General features: G+C 35.5%; 37 protein-coding genes. All 37 read right to left on the reverse strand.

Annotated elements, in window-relative coordinates; all coding sequences use genetic code 11:
- Positions 1–28: 28 nt before the first annotated feature.
- A complete protein-coding gene (locus ACETMN_RS21125) occupies positions 29–2335 on the reverse strand; it encodes a ribonucleoside-diphosphate reductase subunit alpha (RefSeq protein WP_411735076.1) in 2307 nt (768 codons plus the stop codon).
- Positions 2336–2402: 67 nt separating this feature from the next.
- Positions 2403–2639 (reverse strand): hypothetical protein, encoded by a 237-nt coding sequence (locus ACETMN_RS21130; protein WP_091011804.1) that lies wholly within the window; start codon positions 2637–2639, stop codon positions 2403–2405.
- Positions 2640–2876: 237 nt separating this feature from the next.
- Positions 2877–3086, reverse strand: coding sequence for a hypothetical protein (locus tag ACETMN_RS21135; protein ID WP_091011801.1), 210 nt, complete (start codon positions 3084–3086; stop codon positions 2877–2879).
- 1 nt (position 3087) lies between these two features.
- Entirely contained in the window at positions 3088–3243 is a 156-nt protein-coding gene (locus ACETMN_RS21140) for a hypothetical protein (protein WP_179198359.1), read from the reverse strand.
- Between the two features lie 154 nt (positions 3244–3397).
- Positions 3398–3778, reverse strand: a complete 381-nt coding sequence (locus tag ACETMN_RS21145; protein ID WP_091011797.1) for a hypothetical protein — start codon at positions 3776–3778, stop codon at positions 3398–3400.
- A gap of 49 nt (positions 3779–3827) precedes the next feature.
- Positions 3828–4415 (reverse strand): HNH endonuclease, encoded by a 588-nt coding sequence (locus ACETMN_RS21150; protein ID WP_091011795.1) that lies wholly within the window; start codon positions 4413–4415, stop codon positions 3828–3830.
- 125 nt (positions 4416–4540) lie between these two features.
- Positions 4541–4915 (reverse strand): hypothetical protein, encoded by a 375-nt coding sequence (locus ACETMN_RS21155; RefSeq protein ID WP_411735077.1) that lies wholly within the window; start codon positions 4913–4915, stop codon positions 4541–4543.
- A 41-nt stretch (positions 4916–4956) separates the two neighbouring features.
- Positions 4957–5223, reverse strand: a complete 267-nt coding sequence (locus tag ACETMN_RS21160) for a hypothetical protein (RefSeq protein WP_091011791.1) — start codon at positions 5221–5223, stop codon at positions 4957–4959.
- A gap of 12 nt (positions 5224–5235) precedes the next feature.
- Positions 5236–5451 carry a hypothetical protein gene (locus tag ACETMN_RS21165; protein WP_091011789.1) on the reverse strand — a complete coding sequence of 72 codons (216 nt, stop codon included), beginning with the start codon at positions 5449–5451 and terminating at the stop codon, positions 5236–5238.
- An 11-nt stretch (positions 5452–5462) separates the two neighbouring features.
- Positions 5463–5669, reverse strand: coding sequence for a hypothetical protein (locus ACETMN_RS21170; protein WP_091011787.1), 207 nt, complete (start codon positions 5667–5669; stop codon positions 5463–5465).
- A 33-nt stretch (positions 5670–5702) separates the two neighbouring features.
- Positions 5703–5855 carry a hypothetical protein gene (locus tag ACETMN_RS21175; protein ID WP_179198358.1) on the reverse strand — a complete coding sequence of 51 codons (153 nt, stop codon included), beginning with the start codon at positions 5853–5855 and terminating at the stop codon, positions 5703–5705.
- Positions 5856–5895: 40 nt separating this feature from the next.
- Positions 5896–6258, reverse strand: coding sequence for a hypothetical protein (locus ACETMN_RS21180; protein WP_411735078.1), 363 nt, complete (start codon positions 6256–6258; stop codon positions 5896–5898).
- Positions 6251–6580 carry a C40 family peptidase gene (locus tag ACETMN_RS21185; protein WP_411735079.1) on the reverse strand — a complete coding sequence of 110 codons (330 nt, stop codon included), beginning with the start codon at positions 6578–6580 and terminating at the stop codon, positions 6251–6253. Before ACETMN_RS21185 ends, ACETMN_RS21180 begins: the two co-directional genes overlap by 8 nt.
- Positions 6581–6616: 36 nt before the next feature.
- A complete protein-coding gene (locus tag ACETMN_RS21190; RefSeq protein ID WP_411735080.1) occupies positions 6617–7084 on the reverse strand; it encodes a hypothetical protein in 468 nt (155 codons plus the stop codon).
- A 24-nt stretch (positions 7085–7108) separates the two neighbouring features.
- Positions 7109–7294, reverse strand: coding sequence for a hypothetical protein (locus ACETMN_RS21195; protein WP_411735081.1), 186 nt, complete (start codon positions 7292–7294; stop codon positions 7109–7111).
- 14 nt (positions 7295–7308) lie between these two features.
- Entirely contained in the window at positions 7309–7464 is a 156-nt protein-coding gene (locus tag ACETMN_RS21200; protein ID WP_411735082.1) for a hypothetical protein, read from the reverse strand.
- Positions 7465–7491: 27 nt separating this feature from the next.
- Positions 7492–7788 carry a hypothetical protein gene (locus ACETMN_RS21205; RefSeq protein WP_411735083.1) on the reverse strand — a complete coding sequence of 99 codons (297 nt, stop codon included), beginning with the start codon at positions 7786–7788 and terminating at the stop codon, positions 7492–7494.
- Between the two features lie 296 nt (positions 7789–8084).
- Positions 8085–8852, reverse strand: a complete 768-nt coding sequence (locus ACETMN_RS21210) for a DNA adenine methylase (RefSeq protein ID WP_179198686.1) — start codon at positions 8850–8852, stop codon at positions 8085–8087.
- A gap of 14 nt (positions 8853–8866) precedes the next feature.
- Positions 8867–9190 carry a hypothetical protein gene (locus tag ACETMN_RS21215; protein WP_091020676.1) on the reverse strand — a complete coding sequence of 108 codons (324 nt, stop codon included), beginning with the start codon at positions 9188–9190 and terminating at the stop codon, positions 8867–8869.
- 521 nt (positions 9191–9711) lie between these two features.
- Positions 9712–9933: a hypothetical protein gene (locus tag ACETMN_RS21220; protein WP_091020671.1), complete on the reverse strand. Its 222-nt coding sequence runs from the start codon at positions 9931–9933 to the stop codon at positions 9712–9714.
- A gap of 32 nt (positions 9934–9965) precedes the next feature.
- Positions 9966–11486, reverse strand: coding sequence for a DHH family phosphoesterase (locus ACETMN_RS21225; protein WP_411735084.1), 1521 nt, complete (start codon positions 11484–11486; stop codon positions 9966–9968).
- Between the two features lie 370 nt (positions 11487–11856).
- Positions 11857–12036, reverse strand: a complete 180-nt coding sequence (locus ACETMN_RS21230; RefSeq protein WP_411735085.1) for a hypothetical protein — start codon at positions 12034–12036, stop codon at positions 11857–11859.
- Positions 12037–12049: 13 nt separating this feature from the next.
- The gene (locus tag ACETMN_RS21235; protein ID WP_411735086.1) at positions 12050–12841 is read right to left on the reverse strand and encodes a hypothetical protein; all 792 of its coding nucleotides are present in this window, start codon (positions 12839–12841) and stop codon (positions 12050–12052) included.
- Positions 12841–13038: a hypothetical protein gene (locus tag ACETMN_RS21240; RefSeq protein WP_091020664.1), complete on the reverse strand. Its 198-nt coding sequence runs from the start codon at positions 13036–13038 to the stop codon at positions 12841–12843. The genes ACETMN_RS21235 and ACETMN_RS21240 overlap by 1 nt, the downstream gene beginning before the upstream one ends.
- Before the next feature lie 44 nt (positions 13039–13082).
- Complete coding sequence (locus tag ACETMN_RS21245; RefSeq protein WP_411735087.1) at positions 13083–13337, reverse strand: hypothetical protein; 255 nt, start codon at positions 13335–13337, stop codon at positions 13083–13085.
- 24 nt (positions 13338–13361) lie between these two features.
- Positions 13362–13751, reverse strand: a complete 390-nt coding sequence (locus ACETMN_RS21250; protein WP_411735088.1) for a hypothetical protein — start codon at positions 13749–13751, stop codon at positions 13362–13364.
- 26 nt (positions 13752–13777) lie between these two features.
- On the reverse strand, positions 13778–15823 hold the full coding sequence (locus tag ACETMN_RS21255) for a hypothetical protein (protein ID WP_411735089.1): 2046 nt from the start codon (positions 15821–15823) through the stop codon (positions 13778–13780).
- A gap of 74 nt (positions 15824–15897) precedes the next feature.
- On the reverse strand, positions 15898–16269 hold the full coding sequence (locus tag ACETMN_RS21260; RefSeq protein ID WP_091020658.1) for a hypothetical protein: 372 nt from the start codon (positions 16267–16269) through the stop codon (positions 15898–15900).
- 34 nt (positions 16270–16303) lie between these two features.
- Positions 16304–16525, reverse strand: coding sequence for a hypothetical protein (locus ACETMN_RS21265; RefSeq protein WP_091020657.1), 222 nt, complete (start codon positions 16523–16525; stop codon positions 16304–16306).
- Positions 16522–16785: a hypothetical protein gene (locus ACETMN_RS21270; protein ID WP_143786593.1), complete on the reverse strand. Its 264-nt coding sequence runs from the start codon at positions 16783–16785 to the stop codon at positions 16522–16524. Before ACETMN_RS21270 ends, ACETMN_RS21265 begins: the two co-directional genes overlap by 4 nt.
- A gap of 123 nt (positions 16786–16908) precedes the next feature.
- On the reverse strand, positions 16909–17064 hold the full coding sequence (locus tag ACETMN_RS21275; protein ID WP_179198684.1) for a hypothetical protein: 156 nt from the start codon (positions 17062–17064) through the stop codon (positions 16909–16911).
- Positions 17065–17078: 14 nt separating this feature from the next.
- The gene (locus ACETMN_RS21280; protein WP_411735090.1) at positions 17079–17789 is read right to left on the reverse strand and encodes a hypothetical protein; all 711 of its coding nucleotides are present in this window, start codon (positions 17787–17789) and stop codon (positions 17079–17081) included.
- A gap of 333 nt (positions 17790–18122) precedes the next feature.
- Entirely contained in the window at positions 18123–19610 is a 1488-nt protein-coding gene (locus ACETMN_RS21285; RefSeq protein ID WP_091020652.1) for a DnaB-like helicase C-terminal domain-containing protein, read from the reverse strand.
- A gap of 58 nt (positions 19611–19668) precedes the next feature.
- Positions 19669–20211, reverse strand: a complete 543-nt coding sequence (locus ACETMN_RS21290; RefSeq protein WP_143786591.1) for a hypothetical protein — start codon at positions 20209–20211, stop codon at positions 19669–19671.
- A 67-nt stretch (positions 20212–20278) separates the two neighbouring features.
- The gene (locus ACETMN_RS21295) at positions 20279–21112 is read right to left on the reverse strand and encodes an RNA ligase family protein (RefSeq protein ID WP_091020648.1); all 834 of its coding nucleotides are present in this window, start codon (positions 21110–21112) and stop codon (positions 20279–20281) included.
- Between the two features lie 199 nt (positions 21113–21311).
- The gene (locus ACETMN_RS21300; RefSeq protein WP_091020646.1) at positions 21312–21524 is read right to left on the reverse strand and encodes a DUF1653 domain-containing protein; all 213 of its coding nucleotides are present in this window, start codon (positions 21522–21524) and stop codon (positions 21312–21314) included.
- Between the two features lie 124 nt (positions 21525–21648).
- Positions 21649–21963, reverse strand: coding sequence for a hypothetical protein (locus ACETMN_RS21305; protein WP_091020644.1), 315 nt, complete (start codon positions 21961–21963; stop codon positions 21649–21651).
- Positions 21964–22044 lie beyond the last annotated feature (81 nt).

The raw sequence follows: 22044 nt of genomic DNA on the forward strand, positions 1-22044 counted from the left end.
ATATTTAACTAACGCATGACTCGAAGCCTTAAACTGTTAAAGCTCTACTTCTAACATAATAGGTAGTTTTCATACCAGTCCTCCATGCATGAAGATGAAGCTCTAAGAAATCAGTTGCTTTGATATCTGGTCGAACATAAAAGTTGAAGCTTTGCCCCTGATCGACGTGACGTTGACGGGCAGCCGCCATATTAACAGAAGCATGTTGATCCACCGTGAACGCCGTTTGGTAATAAGGGCTTGTTCTTTCGGACAGATCTGGAGCTGGATTTGCGATTTTATATGTGGTCTTTTCTTCATATGAAATTAATTCATATAGTGGATCAATCGATGCGGTTGAGCCAGCAATAATTGATGTAGATCCATTTGGGGCAATGGCAAACAACCAAGCATTGCGGATGCCGTTATGCTGTACTTCAGATTGCAGTTCTTTCCACTGTTCAGTAGTTACATATTGCCCTTCACGATCACCTGACACATAGTCTCGCTTAACAAAGTACTCTCCTGTGTCCCAATCAGAGCCTTTAAATTTTGGATAGCGTCCTTTTTCTTTGGACAGATCCATACTTGCTTTAACAAGTAGATAGTTAATCTTTTCATACAGATTATCGTTATACATTACAGCTTCTTCAGACTCCCAATGAATGCCTTCGAGAGCAAGCAGGTGGTGAAGTCCAAACGTTCCTAATCCAACAGCTCTATACTGTGCATTCGTGTATTGGGCTTGCAGTACATCAATATTGTTAATGTCAATCACATTATCCAACATTCGAGTTTGAATTGGGACAAGTCGCTCAAGAACATTATCTGGTACTGCTGTAGACAAGTTAATGGAGTTGAGATTGCATACTACAAAGTCGCCGGGAATTTTTGAAATAATGATACGAGTTTGACCATCTTTAGTTACTAACTCTTCTTTTTCAACTACAGTAGGAGATTGATTCTGCATAATCTCTGTGCAAAGATTTGAGGAAAATATCATTCCATGTACACCGTTAGTGTTTGCACGATTCACTGTATCACGATAGAACATATACGGTGTTCCAGTCTCTAATTGAGATTTCATCACACGCTTCATAATATCAATTGCCTGAACAGTGATCCGCTGTAGCAGAGGATGATTTACTGCTTCTTCATATTTTTCTCTGAAGGTTCCTTTGCCCATTTCCTCGTCATAGAAGTCTTCCAATCCAAGTGGTCGCCCATCACTATCTTTCCATCCCATAATAGACCTTACTTCGTGTGGACAGAACAAGCTCCATTCTCCTCGACTCTCAACTCTTTCCATGAATAAGTCGGGAAGGCAGATACCATGGAAGATATCGTGCGCTCTCATTCGCTCATCACCATTGTTGAGTTTCAGATCAAGAAAGGCTAGAATATCACGATGGAATACATCTAAATACACCGCAATCGCACCTTTGCGTGTACCGAGTTGATCTACACTAACCGCTGTATTATTCAACTGGCGAATCCAAGGAACTACTCCCGAGCTCGTATTTTTGTGTCCACGAATATCAGAGCCCCTTGCTCTAACTTTGCCAAGATAGACTCCGATTCCTCCACCTGTTTTACTTAGTCGTGCTACATCAGTATTTGAATCAAAAATGCCTTCCAGCGAGTCATCTACAGTGTCAATGAAGCAGCTAGACAATTGACCAGCAACTTTTTTACCAGCATTGGACATTGTTGGTGTAGCAGCAGTCATATACAGGTTACTCATTGCCCAGTAGGATTCTTTGACTAAATCCATACGTTTATCTTCAGGTTCTTGATGCATTAAATACATTGCAATAACCATATATCTTTGTTGTGGTAGCTCCATTAGCTTTCCATCAAAGTCATGAGTAAGATATCGCTCCGTTAGTGTTAGCAATCCAATATAATCGAACAACAGATCATGCTCTGGGTTAATGTACTCTCCCAACTCTTCAATCTGTTCCTTTGTGTAACAGGATAAAAGCTCTTCTCTGAAGATTCCTTTCTCGACCAATGACTGAATCAGAGGATAAAATGAACCGTATGGCTCATCAACATATGACTTATATTTTCGATTGTTTGCGGCCTTTTTATAGAGTTTAGTCAGCAGTCCTCTTGCAGCAACAAACTTCCAGTTAGGCTCCTCTTTTGTAATTAAGTCGAGCGCAGTCATTGAAAATGCTTCACTAATCTCTTCTGCTGTTACCTCGTCACGTCTTAGTTTACTACTAACACCTTTGATCAACTTTACCTTGTCTAATTCAAAACCACTTAAAACTCTATCTGCATATGTATTAATTCTATTTTCATCAAAAGCTAGTTGCCTGTTATTCGGTTTGTTTACTAATCGGGGCATTAAAATCCTCACTTTCGAATGTCTATATCTGTTTAAAAGAATTATTTCATTAAATCATATGTATTATTTATGTGTACATCTCTTCAACTTCTACAACCATAATTCTGTCTCCAATGTTCAAAACATGATTTTGTTTAAAGAATCTAGTCATTGCGTATTCAACTGCAACCTGTTTCATCACATGAGTTGTAACTGGACTATCTCCTGCCATTTCATAACAATCTTCCTCGTCTACATGCACGCAAAATTCTAAATCTTCATACTGCTCTCCAAAGTCGTGTTGCAAATATACATTATACTGCACTATCATCACCTCCTTGAGTTAATCGTCCCAGAACTCAATCAACTCTATAATGAAATTTACCAATAATTAAACTGTATCTACCGAGATAGATATTGACGTACGACTCTCTTTCATTGTCGCCCCATTCATCATTGGTGTTAAAATTCATACCAATAAGAAAGGTTCCTCTGTCGTAGCAATGTTTCTCAAATCGCCATCCATATTTAGAATACATTTTTCACCTTCTATGTATTGTAGTCACTTACTATCTCTGGTGTGGAATACTACTCGACTAAACTCATTCCAAGCATTACTCCACACCTCTTCACCATACTTATCAAACTCATCGAATTGCTTTCTTCCTATTTTCTTTTTCATTGTCTTGCTAACATAAGTATCTTCATGTAATAAGCGTTCATTATCTGTGCCAATGTCATCTTTAAAACATTCGATCAGCACTCTAGACAAACTAAGTGTTGCTTCGTTTAGTTGAATTGCTTCTCCACTCCTTACTATTCTCTTTCATTTTTTGCATTGCCAAGAAAGTCTTTACTTCAAAGAATTCTTTTACTGACTGATCGATGTCATCAGCCTTTTGAGCGAGATGTTGTCGATCAATAGCCATATTCAAAGCCTCCAAACTTTTGTATAACGTATCTAGTGACTTTTGAAGCCGAGTATTTCTATTCATCTTCAACACCTCTTCTTTGTTGTTTGTATTATCAGTTTAATCCAATATACTAATTAAGTCAATATGTATTTTTATTCTTAATTGTAAATCAGTCTCGTGGTGGTAAGTTGAATTTAATAATACCAAACAATGTATCGTTTGCGCTCCCGGTAAAGTTATCCAATACGTGCTCATTCACTTTGTCTGTGTGTTCAATAATTAGTACATTGTACTTCTGATCGTAGTGCATACCGCCCATCCTAAATACGACTGGAATGCTTAAGGAAGAAGCTGCTGTTGTAATCGCCTGAACCAATTCTGATTCATGCTTTTCTCTGATAGTATTGTATGTACCGTTCGGCATAGTAATGGTATAAGGAGTACCGTCCACACTAAATGTAAATGTATTGTTGCTTGCTGTGATAGTAACTGGATTATGGATATCTACAGATCCCCATGCTTGCTGTCCGTATGTAGCTATAATGTTCATCTCCTCGTTTATTGTATATTATTTATTTCTTAATCAAAGGTACAATTTACTAAGAAACTTTTATGTATTTTTGATAATCAAATGAAAGCCAAGAATAAATACAGCCTAATTTATATTCTGAGAAAAATTCTTGCTTTGTGTACCACTCCAACATATCATGCTTCCATTTTCTAGAATTACAACTTGTACACGATGGAACACAATTGCTGAGATCGTTAGCACCGTTATCATCAACATGATCTCTTGAAAAGTCTTTACTAAAATTATGGTGCTGATCTTCAATACTCATACTACAATAAGCACAGCAATACCCGAAATGAATTTTACATGCAGTCCACTCTTCTTCAGAAATAGTATGGTTCTTACGCTCTGCTCTTTCATTGTGGTAACCTTTTAGCGATTCTTTGTGATTATTGCACCATTTTCTGTATTTCCCACTATCACGATATTCCTTGTCTAAGCGATTCTTCGTTTTATTTCCTTTTTCTGAGGCCCGGTATTTCTTAATATGTAGTTTATGTTTATTTAGATTATCATTCCTCCATTTAGTAGTTCTTGATTTAGTACAAGTTTTACACTCTGGATAAAGCCCATTTATCTTGTTTGACTTATTCTCATAAAAATTTTCTCTATTCATTTCAAACCAACAAAAACACTTTGAACATTTTTTATAGGCGACTTGACCTCTATGTTCATGGAAATCTTCATATTTTCTATTAATTTAAGCTTGCTCCTTTCTTGAGTTGTGAGCATTTCAAAGAGTTAATCCACAAGTCCAATACAAACTAAGTATTTGTATTGCAAATCAACAATCAGAGAAATTTCTTCTTTTGAAATATGAGTTATTTCTTTTTTCATGAGCTCCCTCCAAATGAAATGAGCTTCTTCTTCTGTATTGATAGAATGAGGCTGCTCTTCAAGTGCTCTAGGCATATAAATAATATCTCTATCTTTGATGTGTTCAGATACATGTTTCCTATAGGTGCAAGTGTACATGATGCCATCAAGTCCAAAATCAACGTCATGAACTTCGTAAAACCCTTTACTTGCTATTCTATCATCAATAATGATGACAGAATCATGATTGCGTTCAATGATGTCCCATACTTCAGATTCCTCAAATTTTTTCAATTCCAATAAAATCAACCCACTCTCTTTGAAATGTGCATCTCATAGTCTTATCGGTTTCCCCATACATCTAGTACATATCCATTCATATGAAGGTCAATGATTATGTCTTCTCCAAAGTTTCTAAGTATTAATGGAACTGTTTCATACTCAGGATAGTCATTTTGCATTTGCATATAATATCTATGTCCTTTAAGTAATCTCTCACGATCTTTATCTTCTGGATTTGGGCTATATAAATATCCGTTCAATGCCTGAAAAGTATGTATGTCTACAACATATTTACCATCTTTATTCTTGTTGAATGGATTTTTCAAATTATTATTCTCCTATAGTTGATATCGTTTAACTGTTTCTTTAACATGCGTGACTTCAAATGTGTCAAATCCTGCGCGCCTTACTTGTTCCGCAATGATATCTGGAGAAGGTAATTCCTCATGTTGTGTCACGATTGTATCTGCCTCTTCTCCATTCAAAGCAACATCTTCGGCGTTCATCATTTCAAGAAGCAGATATTCGTAAGTTTCTTCGTCAAAGAGTCTCATATAAATTCCTCCTATTCGTTACGAGCTATTCCAGCATTAGCCCAGAATACAGCCTGTTCAAGATTTGTCATTGCCAAGGATTTCTCACGACTATTTGGGACTGATTCTTCTAGCATATATGCCAGTTCCTTTGCTGTCTTGCGAATCTGCTCATACTTTTGAGGCTGGCCCTCTTTTGGTGAATGGTAGGAAAAGTTATTTTCATTTTGTTTATTCATGTATGTATCTCCCTTATAATTAGTGTTATGAGTTTAGACTGCTTCCCCTAAGTCTTCGAGTTCTTTTTTAATCGCATCCAGATCTTCTTCTGTCTCTTCGATTCGACGTTCATATGACCTGATAGTGTCCTCTAGATCATAGTATCGATCCCATAATTCATCAATTTTGATTTCTTCTTCTGTCATATTTACATCCTCCAATATTCTTGATAAAATCTCACTTTTATCAGCCTTCTTTGTTAACTTCAACACTGATAGATAATTGACTTGCAACAATATCAGCCAAATTGTCAGTCAATACTTTAGACACTCGCTGTTTGAACGCATCTCTTGACCAATAATCGCTTCTAAATGAGCCGTAAAGTTCTTGTTTAACAACATCTTCAATCGTTCGTTCAATATAAGCAATCTTGTTTACTTTGCTAATCTCTGTTTGGACAGTTTCTTTTATGATTTGCAGAATATCATCTTTAGTGATTCCTAATTCATTATGCATGTAGTTCTTTACAGCATTGTATTCTGCTCTAAACTCTTTTGGTGGTTTACTGGGAATAGTTTGATTTCTTCTGTTTACTGAGCTTTCATTCACTTTGGCTGCCTCCTACTCTACGGGTTCCAATGAAACGAGCATCCCAATAGTCATTGTTTAGCGTTGACTCCTTCATTCCTTCATTAGTAAAATGAACAAATTTCGAATCAGCATTTGCTATTGCAACTCGTTTCTCTGTTTCGTTCATTTCAAAATATAGCAAATCCCCGGCTTGAATCTCATTTTCTTTAATTGATTCTCCAAATTCCCATAATTGATCAATATCCAAGTCTACGCCTAGAAAACTTCTATACATGCCTTGTACCAATTCATTGTTTGTTTGCTTTCCTTCACGAACAAACTTATCAAATGTTGTTATCATATGTATTCTCCTTTTATGATCAAATATATCTTTCACTTAAAATACTAAAATGTAAGTCATGTAGCCAAAATATGCAGTCCACACAATGGCCTTTAACACGCTGCTAAACGTCACACTTTTACTGCTTTGAAGTTTCGCTTTCTCAATAACAATTTCTGAATCGGTCATATCTTTAACTTTTTTCTTAAGTGATGCTTGAATCCATGTAAAGATGAAGAACAGGATAGCAAGCAGTGTTGGAACCTTAACTGGATCAGATTCAATAGCAACAACCAAATAAATCACTTCAACAATAGTCAACAATAAAGCCATAATTAGCGGCAAGCAGCCATCCTTCATAAAGCCATCAATCGCTTTACTCTTATATTCACTGTCTGCTCTTTTCCCTTCTACTTCTGAAATTTCAAGTAGTTTTAGCTTCTTACCCGTCTCTGAGAACAGTGGGCCTTTAAAGATCATATACAGATTTAAAGCAAAGAATAAAATTGACAGAAAAATCATCATAAATCTAAATCACTCCTAATATTTTTATGGATGAATCCAAGCACAAATCTCATCTTCACGAAGTAGTTCACAAAGTTGATTTAGATTGCACTTATGTTTAACTGCATCCCACATAGAACCCTTATATCCAAACTCTTTCTCGCAAAATTCTACTGCTTCGCCTACTTCAGTAAAAGTCTTCTCTTCGTTCTCCAAATCAATAATCAACATTTTTAAATTCTCCTCTATGTACGTTTGCTAATTTCTAACTGATCGTGAATGATATCTAGTGCTTCTTGTAACCCAAGAATTTCACCTTCGTATGCCACCGGATCTGATTCTTTGTAATAGTTAAGTGAAATATCAATCTCTTCGACGATCTTTTCAATCAATTCATCCATATATGTATCTCCTCTCCGACTAAAACCCTATGTAGACTGTACTGGCTGTACCTCAATAATGTCCCTAGCCTTCAGTTGATCATAATCACACAAGTTATCTTTAATCCAATCTACAAATGTACTGTCTACTTGTTTAAACTCTACAATCCTCAATTCAATATAATCATCTTCGTCAATAACTCTGAGAGTTTCTCCGCTACTACACATTTCCTCATATACTTCTTGAGGATTGTAATTTCGTACGAATTCGATTGCAGCGTAATCGCCACCGCAAACATACAAGTAAACACTCTTTTCGTTCTTATCATTCAAATAATTTGGCATATTATCTCTCCTCTACTTTTTGATAGTGCTATCACATACAAACTTCTCACACGCTTCATCTTGCATCTCAACCCAATAATCATATGTTTTTACCATGCACATTCCTTCGCCTTCTAAATATCCATGTGTTTGATTATCTTTATAGTTGATGCAAAATTCACATTTTGATCCATAATCTCTACACCACTTACACTTGCATTCTTTCAATTCTAAAACCTCCAATATCTCTGTGAAACCACTATTTCACTAAAACAATAATTTGTATTTTGTATTTACTTTTCATCCTCTGTGAAAAATTAATAATTTGTTATTATTAGGTGATCATACATCTTTTTACTTGTCGAATTATGACGGTAATTAATCCGGTATCTATCTACAATTCTATTGTTGAATAATTTCTCTAGATAGTCATTTGATTTTACTACAAGCATCACCTTACAATTCGTGTAATTCATAAAGTAAACTATGTATTTGTAAATATCGTCAAATTTTTGGTCTGCCGTATACATTGCATCACAATCAAGATAAGGGGGGTCTAAAAACACAAATGTTTCTTTGTTGAATTGAACCTTATCAAATATTATCTTAAAATCCTCATTGTAAATCTCTGTTGTTTCAAGAACTTTTTCGCAATCTTCTGCTATGGTTTGAAAGCTATTGTTTTTATACGATCCATATGTGTTATTGAATTTTCCAGAAGAATTAACTCTCCACTTCCCACTAAAACATGTTTTATTAATATAGTAGAAAATAGCAGCTTGCTCAATGTTATTCTTGTAATCGCCATTATTTAATTTGTTTACAATCATACTGTAAAACTCTCTTGTATTTACGTAAGAATTTAATATTTGAAGTAGTTCATGTTTTTTGGTTGCAAGTACATTGTAGAAATTAATCAGGTCTTCATTTATGTCATTTATTATCGCTTTTTCAGGCATGAGATTCCAAAAAAGTGCACCACCCCCTACGAATGGTTCAACATATGTCTCAAATTGTGGAATGTATTTCTCAAAGTATTTTATCTCGGTTCTCTTACCACCAACCCATTTAATAGGACTCTTCAAAAAAACACCCTCTTTTATATATATTCAGAAACAATGAAATTAATCTGATTAAGTTGCTCAAGTATTTGTCTTTTATTAATTCTTGACTTTTTCACTTCAGAAGAAATCTTCAATAATTCTTCACGCATTTCAATAAAAGCTCCTCTACTATCTTCTAGACTGGACTCGTAACTTAATAGGTCACTTTCTAACTTCATTTTGTTGTACTCTGATTTTCCGATTAGCTCACTAATTATTGATGACATGTCGGTTCCCATATGGTCTTTAACCAAGCCAATTAATTCTTCATCATCTTTAATTATCTCAATTTCCCCGGTTGATAAATTGATAATTCTCATTTCTCGCCCTCTATTTACGATTTTGATGAAACAGTTCATTTATAAAGACATTTATTCTACAAGTTAATTGTCCTAATCCGTCTTTTCATTAATCTATCCCTCAAATCATAAAACTTGTTCATCCTATCAAACTCTTTATGTCTCTCAATAAATCTAACTATGTATTCCGGTTTCTCGTAAACTGCTGGCCTACTAAATACGACTCTACCAAAAAGAAACTCTTGTGTTTCATTGTCCATTTTATTCACCTATCTATGTATTAAAAAGTTGTACATCCTTTACGATATCTCTTACCCCGATATTTAAATCGAGCAATAAATGTACGAACTAGAATCAATCCCTCATTCACACGCTCAATCACAATTACACCTTTTTCAGTCATCCATCTAAGCTTTCCTTGAACATTTGGAATGGAGGATATCATCTTAATGAGATATCCCACTCCAACATTACTTTGTTCACAGCGTACTCTCGCATGTTCCGAGATTTTGATTCTTACTTTATTATTGATCATATGTATATTACCGTTTAATAGATTTGCGTTGAGTACGTTGTTTCTTAAATTTAGTCAACACAGATCCTTCCTTCCGACCATTTTCTGCTGGCTTAACATATTGAAAAGTGAGGCCCTTTTTAGTTGCCTGTTGTTTGGCTGCATTAACTGCACCAAGATAATCAGTTGGCAAATTATCGATCACCACGTTTTGATTGTTGCTGTTAGTTGCGATTCCGTAAAATTTCATATGTATATTTCTCCATTCGTATATGTATTATTTTATTGTTTAGTAATTTCTCTGTAATCCTCGATGAACAGTTGACACGTTTTGATGACTTTCTTCCTTGGTCGATACTGAGTCCAGATGTTCATATTCAATGAACCTACAGCTTCAACTTCTGTGAATACTGGCACACTGTTGTAATACTCTTCGTCTGTTTTAAACTTCATCAATTGTAATTTTCCACAATCAATCTTTACTGTGTTATTGGTCTTACCCATCAATTTCTTGTCTGAGATGAACAAGTCTTTGATTAAGAATGTTCCGGGCTTAAAGTTATTGCCTGAGTACCGATAAAACTCTGTAATATAGTTGATTAGATTTTCATTAACGCTATCAGCACTAAATTCTAAATCGTAATAAATAGTGTCATCAGGTACAAAATCTCGAAGTTTGGAGTTGAGTTCAAGTCGAAGCAATTCAAGATGAGTTATTGATACACCCACACCACCTGCGCCATCATGTCCTGCGGCATAAATCACATTCTCACAAGTCTTCAATAATTCCAGCATCGAAAAATCTTCTAATCCCCTGAAGCTTCCCGAATATGTATCTTCGTCATCTCCAAAACCTAACACAATTGCTGGTCTATTATACTTCTTCGAAATCTCTTGTGCCACTAGGCCATTTAATCCTCTTCCAACAGTGGGATCAAAAACTATAATCACCTTGTCGGTCTCACAAAGCCCTGTCTTCATTGCTTCAGTGGCTTCTGATTGAACAAGTTTACGATGTTCATTTAGTTTGATTAGTTCTTTGACGTATCCCTTAGTTTCTGGTACAGCTTTATCACACATCAGAAAGTCTATTCCCAATTTTATATTATCAGCTCTTGTTGCTGCGGTTACTGCTGGACTAGCACCATACAAGAAGTCTGTTGAGGTAAGATTCTTCAAGTCTGAATTCATTGCTTCAAACAATAACTTCATACCTTCATGTCGTAAACCTTTCAGTGACACTTTTGCAAAATATCTATTCTCCATTTCCTTCATGCACATAACATCTGCCATTAAAGCGAATCCCGGCAGATCACTCAACTCAAGCGAGTATCGAGTATCCATATAATCATCTATTACTTGGCACACCTTATATACCAGCAACCCACCCGAAGCATTCTTATTTGGATACTCGCAATCTGGCTGTTGAGGATTCACTAAGATACAATAAGGATTTTCTACATCAACTGAGTGATGGTCAATAACAAGACAATCAATTCCTTTTTCAGTCAGAACTTTTAATGGTTTTACATCGTTACTACTACTGTCTACTGCTATGTATAAGTCTGTATCATCTTCTATCTGGTCAATAATTAGCCCCGAACCGTGTCCTCGACTTCTTTCCACATACTTAATCTCAACGTTATCTGTAAACTTCATTAAGATTTTATATAGTATTACTGTCGAAGAAATTCCATCAAAATCCACGTCTGCATAAATCACAATCTTTTCATCGTTCTCAATTGCTTTAACAATCCGTTCAACTAATTTATCAATATTTTTCAGCAGATATGGACTGTGCACTACATTAGAAAGTGGGTTAAGGAACTCGTCAATGTTCTCAATCCCGTTTATCTTTGCTAACTTTGAATATGTATTGTCGTATGATTCAAACGGAATTTTTGGTTGCTTTTGTTCCCATGCTATGGCAAAATCACACCTTTCAACAATTTATTGAATTACTATTTTGAATTTTTCAGGTAATGTAATATTCTCATTATCATTCATCCAGTTATTCGTTAACCACTTGTCTACCAATCCTGTTTGTTTGTTGATGATTTTGATATATACTTTTCTCAAATCAATCACTCCTCAGAAATTAGTTAATCAGCAGTTCCAAAACCCTTGTGTTTACTGGCTTTTTTGATCTGTATTTCTTGATGAAAGAGCAGTTTCATTTAAACCTTTTATTGATGTACTTGAAAGCAATCATCCATAATAGAAAAGTGGTTGCACCATACATTGCTGATAATTCAAAAGCATGTGAAGGATAAGATTCAAGTACAGGTTTGGCAAGACGATTCATTGCAACCAACCCAACAAAAAGGGCATAACTAGCAATAATATTTTTCAATTAAATTTCTCCTTTAGTAGAGCTTATAGTTTTCTGTTTCATGTCTGTATCCATATTTCTTAAATACATCCGATACAACGTCTGCTGCTTGCAACCTTAGCTCCAGCAACTCTATTCCTGTCCCACACTTTATGTGAGCATCTTTTCTTTTCTTGAATTCTTCTAGTTGTCGCTCGTATTTCTTAATTTTCTTATCGATCCCTTCATTGACCTGTTTCATTCTGAAGGTATAGATAAGTGTATCTTTCGCACATAGGTACAACTTTCTTGAAATACTTTTATCCTTCTTCATGTAAAACTGAATAATCCATTTATATGTAGCTTCTTTAGCTGCCCTCATACCTTCAAGTTTACTATTTACTTCACTTGCTTCATTGTTGAGTCGATTTAAAGTATTATCATAGTCTTCTTGCAACTGCTGAATGCTACGATAACTTCGTTGACCATAAAACTTCTCATATGGATTAAAATGTACAAGTTGAACATCGTCCATCATTACGCAATATAGTGAAGATGATGAGGCAGTTTTTACAGTTACATTCTTGTCGTTTAATTCTTGTTTGAAAAATGAATCCATTAACGTACCTATGTATTCTGTAAAATCATGTGCATCCATCTTTCTCTGTCCATCTTCGTAGACGCTCATGATCTTGAAAAGTGAATCCTTTCTGCTGATAACTTCAGAAGCTTTCTCAAAAAACAACTGAGGATTGTTGGCTGCTTGTTCTAACAATGTTCTTTGTCTTCGAAGTCTCTCTTGTTCAATGTCTATTCGTTCAATAAAATTTTGATGAGTTCTAACCATTATTCATGCCACACAGAATCTACATCTGTCCAAAACTCTTCTCCGTTTTCATCAACATATACTCGTAAGCAATCAGCTTTTACTTCTAACACCTTTGCACTTAACCCTTCATTGTACTCGTTGTCACTTCGACTGATCTCTACATATGTATCTTTTAGATAAGAGTAATCTTTACCCTTGTATTCATAGTTATTCATTCTTATATCTCCCCTTCAAATATTTTAGTAAAATTATATTTTTATCATTTTTTAATGCACATTTGTTTTGTGTTATTGATACCACTTTCTACTTTGGTTATCCACATGCCTCCTTCATCTTCACATTCCTCGCTTACCTTTGTTGCTAAAATTGAGTATGTGAGAATAAGAGTGACAATACCTGCAATTAATGATATGTTAATCAACTTTTTGAGCATGATCTCTCCCCATCTTTGAACGTCCAAATGAAACTCTTCCTTTACAGGAACAGGAGCAACAAGCAAAGTCATATTATTCACTTGTCACTCCCCAACCCTCAATGGTTATTTATCTAATTGACCAAGCATTGCTTGTAGCTCTTCAACGGACTTGTTTTCCAATTCTTGATTTTGTTTAGTGAACAAGATTTCTTGGATCTTCTGTTTTTGTTCTTTTTGAGCTTTTGCCTTTAATTGCGCTTCTTTCTCTGCAAGTTTAGTTGAAACAATATACTTTACTAGTTCAATTTTTACGTCAAGTTCTTTATCCTCTTTAGTTTTAGTGTTTAATAAGCTTTCTTCCTTTACTTGTTTAAGTTGAGAATTAAGTGTTTTGAAAATTGAATCTAGGTTTTCAACACTCAAATCCCACAGATCCTCTGTACTTATCAAACCTTTAAACGCGAATCGAATCTTAGTTTTTGTTGCAATTTCAAAAATGTTTTCTGTTGTCATAGTTAATCTCTCCTTAATATTGGTTATTAAAATTTCACTTTAAGAATTCTCTCAGTTTGTCCCTTTACTTTAACCAGTAGATCATTGCGTCTAGTCGAACTGAATCCAATCCCCGACAACTGATCCTCCACAGATTTAATAGATAACTTACTTCCCAGTGCCTCAAGAACTCTTCTGTGCTGCATCAATTCCTCTACCAAGAATTCATTATAAAATCCAGATGGTGACTCTGTATTAGTGCAGTCCTTTAGGAAAAACATATAATGCTTATGTCCAATTCCTTGTTGTTGATTCCAGTAGTTAGGTGAATATGAGACAACACTTACTGGAACAAATTGATTAGTCTTTACTCCCCATACATCCTTAGATGATGCACTTGAAGGCAATTTTTCCTTAAGAGTAAACCCTGTGTCTCGACTAAAATTAACTTCTGCTACTTCAACTTTCTCACCGTTTCTCAATTCTTGATTGTAGTCGAAGGAATAAATTTGTCCATCAAATTCAATCTCTGCTTTGAAACCTGTCTTCCCTCCGCGATGTGAAAAGTTATGAACTAAGAATTTATATGTTCCTTCTTGCATCCTGTCTTTATTTGTCCAAGTAATATTCTCAACTGCTGGAACACCCCTACGCGGATTGATAATGTCAACATCTAGCTGTCCCGTAGTATATCTATTATTCTTTTCGCCATAATAAAGTAGATTACCATCAGGCTCATAACAATGAGCGTCCAAATCATTTTCGTCATATTGTTCGTCATTCCATTGAATAGAAAATCTGAGTACACCTTCTACATTGCCACCTGCTGATTTTACTCGTTCCTTCAGTGCGCTATCGGTAATATTACCAGAATAGGCCCAACTAAAAGCATTGTCCCATTTAAACATTGACTCTGCGCTGCTGTCTTCGGGACCAATAAGTGATACCATATTTCCAGAATGCTTATTTTCCAGAAACACTTCCATCTCACTAGTTGTGGGAAGGATATGCTCGATAAAACTATCAATGGAAATTTCTTCTACTCGTGAAAAGCTCTTAGGATTAATACCAATATCTTTTGACATCTTATCGAAAACATTGGCAGCGCCCTGAATACGATTCGCTGAGTCTTTGTTAGAGAAAAGGATGTTGTTCACTGTAATATCATCTAAAGTTGCGTGTCTGCGACCCAATGAATTTAAGTATCCAAGCTGTTCAATGGTTTTACGAGCATCATCAAGCATTCTTTGAGTGAAAATCGGCTTGCTCCGCTTGTAGTTTTGAGGTGCTACAATCACTTCATATTTTTTTACAGCCGTGTCCAAATCCAAGCCTTCACTAACATTGATGAGTAGAGTACCAATACTGTGGTTCCTGATGCGCCCGATAGCACCACCAACTTTAACGGATTGTTCCCATGCATAATTATTTTTTTCCTGATTGGAGCTTAGTAAGTCATATACCTTTTTGTGCTTTAGGAATTCAGTTAGTACTCCTTTCCACTCCTCACCCTTATACAAGGAATTCTGAGAAATGAGCTCTAAAACTGTAAGTAAACTGTCTGCACTGATTTCTTCAAGGGATCGTTTAAATACATTGCGTGTATCTCTGTATACTCCTTTAATCTCTGCTTCTGATTTGCTACTACGATCAAAGAATTCTTCTGGCAATTCCATGTATAGGTGATCCCATTCAATGATCTTTGTATTTGTTTTTTCAAAATTCTTATCTGTGCCGATTTTCTTAAACTTGGTTACATATACATCAGAAACATCATGAGACCTAATCAAGGTTGAAAGTGCGTTAAGTACTGGTTGGAACTTTGTTTCGTTGGTCTCAAAATCCCAAATAGTAGTGACCTGATTGTCTTTAATAAACACTGCGTTTCCAATATTTTTGATAAACTGTCTACAGCAACTACAATCGTATTCTCTTCGTTCACGGAAAATTTCATTTGTTCCTTTTGGGAAACTGTCAAGATATAGATTCCAGAGTTCGTCTTTGTCCACATCCACCTCAAACAATTTGGTGGCATCTTGAGACAGCTTGTTGAAATTTTGCTGAAGCAGCACCTTTAACTCTTTAGTTTGCATATATGTAAAACTCCTTTTATAAGTTTTTTAATTTCTATGTAACTATTTGCTTTGTTTATGAAATTCAAATATCATTAAGAATTAAACTTCTGTTTCAACCTCTCATACTCTTCTCTATCTCTCTTTTCTTGCTTATCTCGCCATTCAGCTCTTTTTCTTTCTTCTTCTTCTTTCTTCTGCTTGTTATATTCTTCAATATCAAACCCAGCATATTCAGCAAGACTATTCCGAATGTATCGATTATCCTCTTTTTTGATATATTCCAGCACTATGTGCTCCGGGTAGACTCGAACATTCCCTTCTTCTCCAAACTCATCAATCTCTCTGTCAATCACAATCACTTCGTTGTTGGTAGTGGCAATTGTGATGGCTTTAGCAAACTGCGCTGCGTGTACAAAAGAAACTGTTTTACCTACCAAGTCTTCATAGTGAGTTAAGATTTTCAATTTTCATTCCCCTATTCTTTATGAAATCCAACTTTCACTCAAAGTTTGCGCATAGAACTCGGCGTTCTTCTCGGTTTAAAACAGCAACCTTAGCTTTATTGTTATTAAGCATAGAAATTACACCGACAGCCGCTACAAATTTTGCACTATTATAAACTTTCCCTCGATCTTTTCTTATTTTATAGATATTGTCGTCTACTTTAGAAAACACAACGTCTGCCTCATGCATGGCTTTAATTGGCGAATAGCTTTTCACTTTGTAACCACCTTATTATTTTGTGTGTTTTGCACCTTGTAAAATTCCTTTTTGCAGCAGATCCAAAATGAAAAGTTCTCATTTCCATTATCGTCTAATATGTATATTTCTTCTTCAACTGCTGCGCAATCATCGTACTTCATAGTGTACAGCTTGTACATTCCCCCCATTGTAACTGGCACATTCCTCAGACACGCTAGTATTTTAACATGGGTGGCTTCCTCCTCATTTATAGTGAGTCTAAAATCAGATTCGTCCAACCTCTGCTCATACATTCAACCATCCCTTTCGATCTGATACTTTTATTATATTCTTTTATATCATAATGTCAATATGTATTTTTATTCTTTAAATGTTTTGAATGAAAACTATATTTTATCTGCTTATTGTTCCATTAAAACGTCCATCATCTTATCGATGACTTCATCACTCAGACCATTAACCTCTTTCCAGTCATCATAAAGTACTTTTAAAGGTGGACAACTCAAATCCCACCAAGAAAAATAACTAAGTTCCTCTAATTGTTTTACAGTAAACATTAAACATCTCCTAATTAAACTCTTATTTTGTATTTGTCTTCTTGTATCATTTTCATAAAAAAATCGATCCCATGGTCTATCGGGGCATCTTTCTCCCCCATAACTCCTGTATTTTTTAAAGCAAATAAACAGTATATATTATCTCTCAATACAAACTTCCTAGCTTCAGCTTTTATCTCATCGCTAGTTACATTGTTATCAAATGCTAGTACAATTTCTACCCCCAAACGTTCCAACTTAAGAACTTGAGTTTCACTAAGTTCGTGTCCACCTATACTGACACTGTTTTTAACTCCACAGCTCCACGCCTTCTGGACACTTTTCTCAGCCTCAAATACATAGACACGTCCTGTAGACTTAATGTGCTCATATGTCTTATCTAATCCATATAAGATTAGGCTTTTGGGAGTAGGTACAGGATACCAATACTTTGAGATTTTCAACTTCTCGTAATCAAGAGTTGTCCTTCCCTTTACTCCTACTAGAGAGCCAAGATCGTCCCTAATAGGTATGGTTATACAGTTGTCATTAAGAGAGTAACCTACTTCAAATAGTTTTTGTGCTTCGCATGATATCCCCTCCTCTAAGAACTTCCAATTTGGCATTGATATGTACATATTCAAGACTGATTCGTCAATCTTTCGAAGAGGAACTTTATCTTTAATTTCCGTTTTAGGCTCAATTGAATCAAGAAAGGAGAGAATAGGATTTGTCTCTTCTTTCACATTCTTATAGTCTGAGTAATAGCTGTATCCACATACATCGCAGATATAATACATTGCTTTTGAGAATGAAATATCTTTATAGTGCTGCACAAGAGTTATTATGTCTGCTGACTTTGGTAATGGGTTACTGTAACAATTCACCAACAAGCTATCTCTAAATACTTGCAGACTTGTTGGATTGTCTCCTCCCGGCCTAGTTGAACGTATTTCAGTATGGTCTGACATTCTATCGTTGATATGGCACCCGAGAGAGATTAAAATATCAGCAACTTTATTATCTCGTATTATGTTTTGCTTTAAAGTTTGGGCATCAATTTTATATCACCTCTCGTATTACTCTTTGTTTAATGCCTTACGTAAATTAGCAACTTCTTTTTCAGTCTTAAGCTTCTTATTCTCTTTCTTGAGTTGCTTGAGCTCTTTCTCTCCTTGCGATGGAACTAAGTATCCTTTCTCAATCCATAAATTCTTACCTTTATCTACTTCAAAGCACAAGATATCTTTATCTTTGCCGCCACGGTTCTTATCAATTACCACCATATAATAATTTATGTGCATTTCTAACTGTGTCGTAGACTCTCCAATAAACGGGTCATTTGGATTATATATCACGAACTTATCATACTGGTCTCGTGAAATTGGCTTAGCCATCATAAGTGAGTCTGCAACGTGTTTGATGTGTTTCCCGTTAGCAATGGCTTGGCTCGTAAGCATATCATTAAACAAACTATCATCTGTCAATTGAAAGGTTGACCAAACAGGAATATCCTCAGTGCTTGCTACCTCTTTTAACATATCGGCAGTTCTCACGAAAGTCATCCAATCATGATCTGGTGCTTTCATCGTGTCATAAATAATCAACTGACAATTTCTCAGTTTATGACGTTTGATCTGTCTTTTTAGAGTGTTTTCGTCATACTTATTCAACTCCAAAAAGTATATCTTACTGTTTGCTTCTATGTATTTTGCTGCTTCTTTAACAATTGCCTCTTCATCGGCACTTAAAGTACCTGTTACGATCTTTGTTTCATCGATACCGTCAATCCCTCTACGTTTCATTTGGACATCAAATCCAAACTCAGGATTGTTGAGCACACAACTAATTTGCATCCCCAACCATTCGGCCTCATCTTGTTCATTGACAAGTACTAACACTGGAATCTGTAGCTTGATTCCTAAGTAACAGGCGATCTTGCTTGTAGTTCTACTTTTACCACATCCGCTGTGCATTCCAAAAAGGTTAAACTTCTTCCCTCGAAGCCCCCTAATCAGCCCGTTAATAATCTCGAATGGAACTGGAACGCCTACATCAGGAGTTAGTTTCCATTCCTCAATTTTATCGGTCATATTGTGTCCCAGTATAATACTATCTTCAACTCCACCTATAATAGTGCCAATGGTGTTGATCTGGTATTCCATTCCCTTAATGATATCTTCAGTGCCAATCTTATCAAAGTCTTTTCTTCCCATTAGCTTTTGCACAGGGAAACCTTTTCTTTCTAATTCTCTCAATAGAGAATACTTTTTAAGTTTTTCATAATAAACAGTGAAATCATCTAAATCTACAAGCTTCATAATTCTGTCAATGCATCTATATCCTTTTAGATAGTCATATTTAGCTTTGCGATCTGGATCTGAGTTCATGTAAATATTTATCTTCACTTCATTTATTTCTGTCCCTGCATGTTGACTGTAAAGATCCATAAGCGAGTCATACAGAAACTTATTAGAGGGCTGATTAAAATCATAGCTAGATTTTATTAGCTCACTATAATCTAGTAGCAAATCAGGATTTGAATACATGCTGCCAACTATGAGCATCTCAGTTGCTAAATCCTCAATCTTTGAGACTTCTTCCGAAATAATATCACCGCCTTAATTAATCAAACAATGTAGTAATGTCTAATGTATCTTTACTTTCAATTACTTTTCTATTCTGAGCGCTGTTTATAGCTTTATTTACAACTCTCATGGAATCTACATGATTCATTAATATTTCTGTTTCTGCTTTTTGTTTCGATGATTTGCTTTCGTCTCTCAAACAGTTCTCAATGTTGTTCTTGACGATAGCAAAGCAGTACTTAAGTTCACTCATTAAATTCTTAAATTCTTTGTTTCCCTTTGCCCACTCAATCTTCTCTGAGCAATATGTATATGTATTTTCTATTGTCTGATAGGTTACACCTTGCTTGTAGCGCTTATTGACCCTACCAAACAACACAGAATCATTCCTTAGTTCTTGAATATATGGATAGAAGGTATTCGGTATTGTATTAACAGTCTTTAATTTATGAATTCTCGCTATTGTGTTTGCCAACCGATCCATTTCTAATCTTTCTTTTGCTTTGAATGACTTCTCTTTCAAATACCTCTCATGGCAATACTCTAAGTGATAATATCTCTTATCTTCTTCATATTTCATGTCTTCCTTCTGTCCATACTGAGTGCATATAGGACACTTAACTGGTCTAGCCAGTTTAATCACCTCCTTAAAATACAAAACTCTCGAACTCAGGCAGTCTGAGCAAATTGTTTTTAGTGTATCCCCGGTGTTTAACTACACACTTGATCACAGGATCAATGTAAACCGTATCCTCAGTTTCGCTTTTCCTAAGTTGCTGGAATACTCTATATCCCGCTTTTCTCTCGTTTGTCCCGACAGCTAAGCTCATTACTCCTACTACTCGTTTACCATCAGACAAGAGCCACCCAAATTCATTTTTCTTGTATCCAGCAATGTAGTATTCGCCTACCTCATACGCAATTACCTTCAGCCATTTATCAGAACGTTTATCGATTTCATACCTTGAATTTATATCCTTCAAAACTACCCCTTCAAGTTTTTGCTGCTTGGCGAGGTTGAAGTACTCAATTCCATTTCCTCTTATATAGATCGACTTCGCATAGTATTCATTGTCTATGAAGGCTTTGGACAGTATTTCTTTGCGCTCTATAAGAGGTTTGGAAGTCACACTTTTACCTTCAAAGTTAATGATATCAAACGCACAGAATGTAACTTTGTGTTTACTCTTCTTTGACATGAATCGTTCCATGACAAATTCAAAGTTCGGCTTACCATCTGAGTCAGTTACAATCAACTCACCATCAAGCGTTGTCCCTTTTTGTATTGGTATGCTTTCAACCAACTCAGGAAACTTGGCTGTAACATCGTTGTTGTGTCTTGTATAGATTTTTACCTTATCCCTATAATCGATGATAAGACGTATGCCATCGAGTTTAAGCTCTGTTATATGCAAATCACTATTGAATGGCAAGTTGTTTGGTGCTTGTGCTTTGTATAGCAGCATTGGAGCAGTAAACATATTTATCACCCATTTAAGTATATCAAACGGGATTATGTAGTTTCATCGGTAATATATGTATTGTTTTATATACTACACTTACTCACTTTGCTCCATAACTTCTGAATCCTTTTTTTCTTTATTTTTATTATTATAGTGTTTTAATATATCGTCTACTGTTTTAAACTCTACTTCCACTTACAATCAATCCAATCTTTGTTTATTCATTTTCTTCCCATTCATTAATTTCTACAAATCGCTTTGTTCCATCATCTGTGTACCCAAAAAACATATCTACTGGTCTGGCCCATACTTGATTGTTATCATCCATGTAAACAGTCAAGCCTACTTGCTGTTCAGTGTGTGGCAAAGCATACAAATTGATATGTACCACCTTTGTAATGTTTAAACTTCTGACCTTTAGCAACATCATAAATCACTCACAATCACCTCCTTTATGCTCATCCATGCTCTCGATATCTCCAATTTACTAGGTCAATATCTTGATGAAACTGTACTTTTACCTAGAGCATCTCCCAAAACGTTTTTTCACAGCATCATTCAACTTGCTTGCGCTTCAGTAAGCCTCTACGTTTTAATCTTTTCGCATTATTGCTTGGTTTGACAGACTCTTTCATCATGACCATCTTACGATTTTTATCATATTGCCAACCATATCTTCCAGTGCCATAACAGTCTGGACAATCATATCCCGTATCCCACATACTTGCTCGTTCAATTCCACTACCGTTGCACCATTTGCAATCTGGAAGGATTGAGAGAAGGTAGTCTTCTGAATCCTTAAAAAGTTCCAGTTGTATATCCCAGTACTTCTTCAGTGCTTTTTTAGTTTTACGTGACAACAATCGCATATCAGCATTATTGCGTTCTTGATACTTCCAGTGCCTATCTATGTATTTAATAAGTTTGATAATTACCCCTCCTTAATTTTA

Source organism: Paenibacillus sp. M2 (assembly GCF_046713495.1).
In the GTDB taxonomy this organism is placed as follows: domain Bacteria; phylum Bacillota; class Bacilli; order Paenibacillales; family Paenibacillaceae; genus Paenibacillus; species Paenibacillus amylolyticus_B.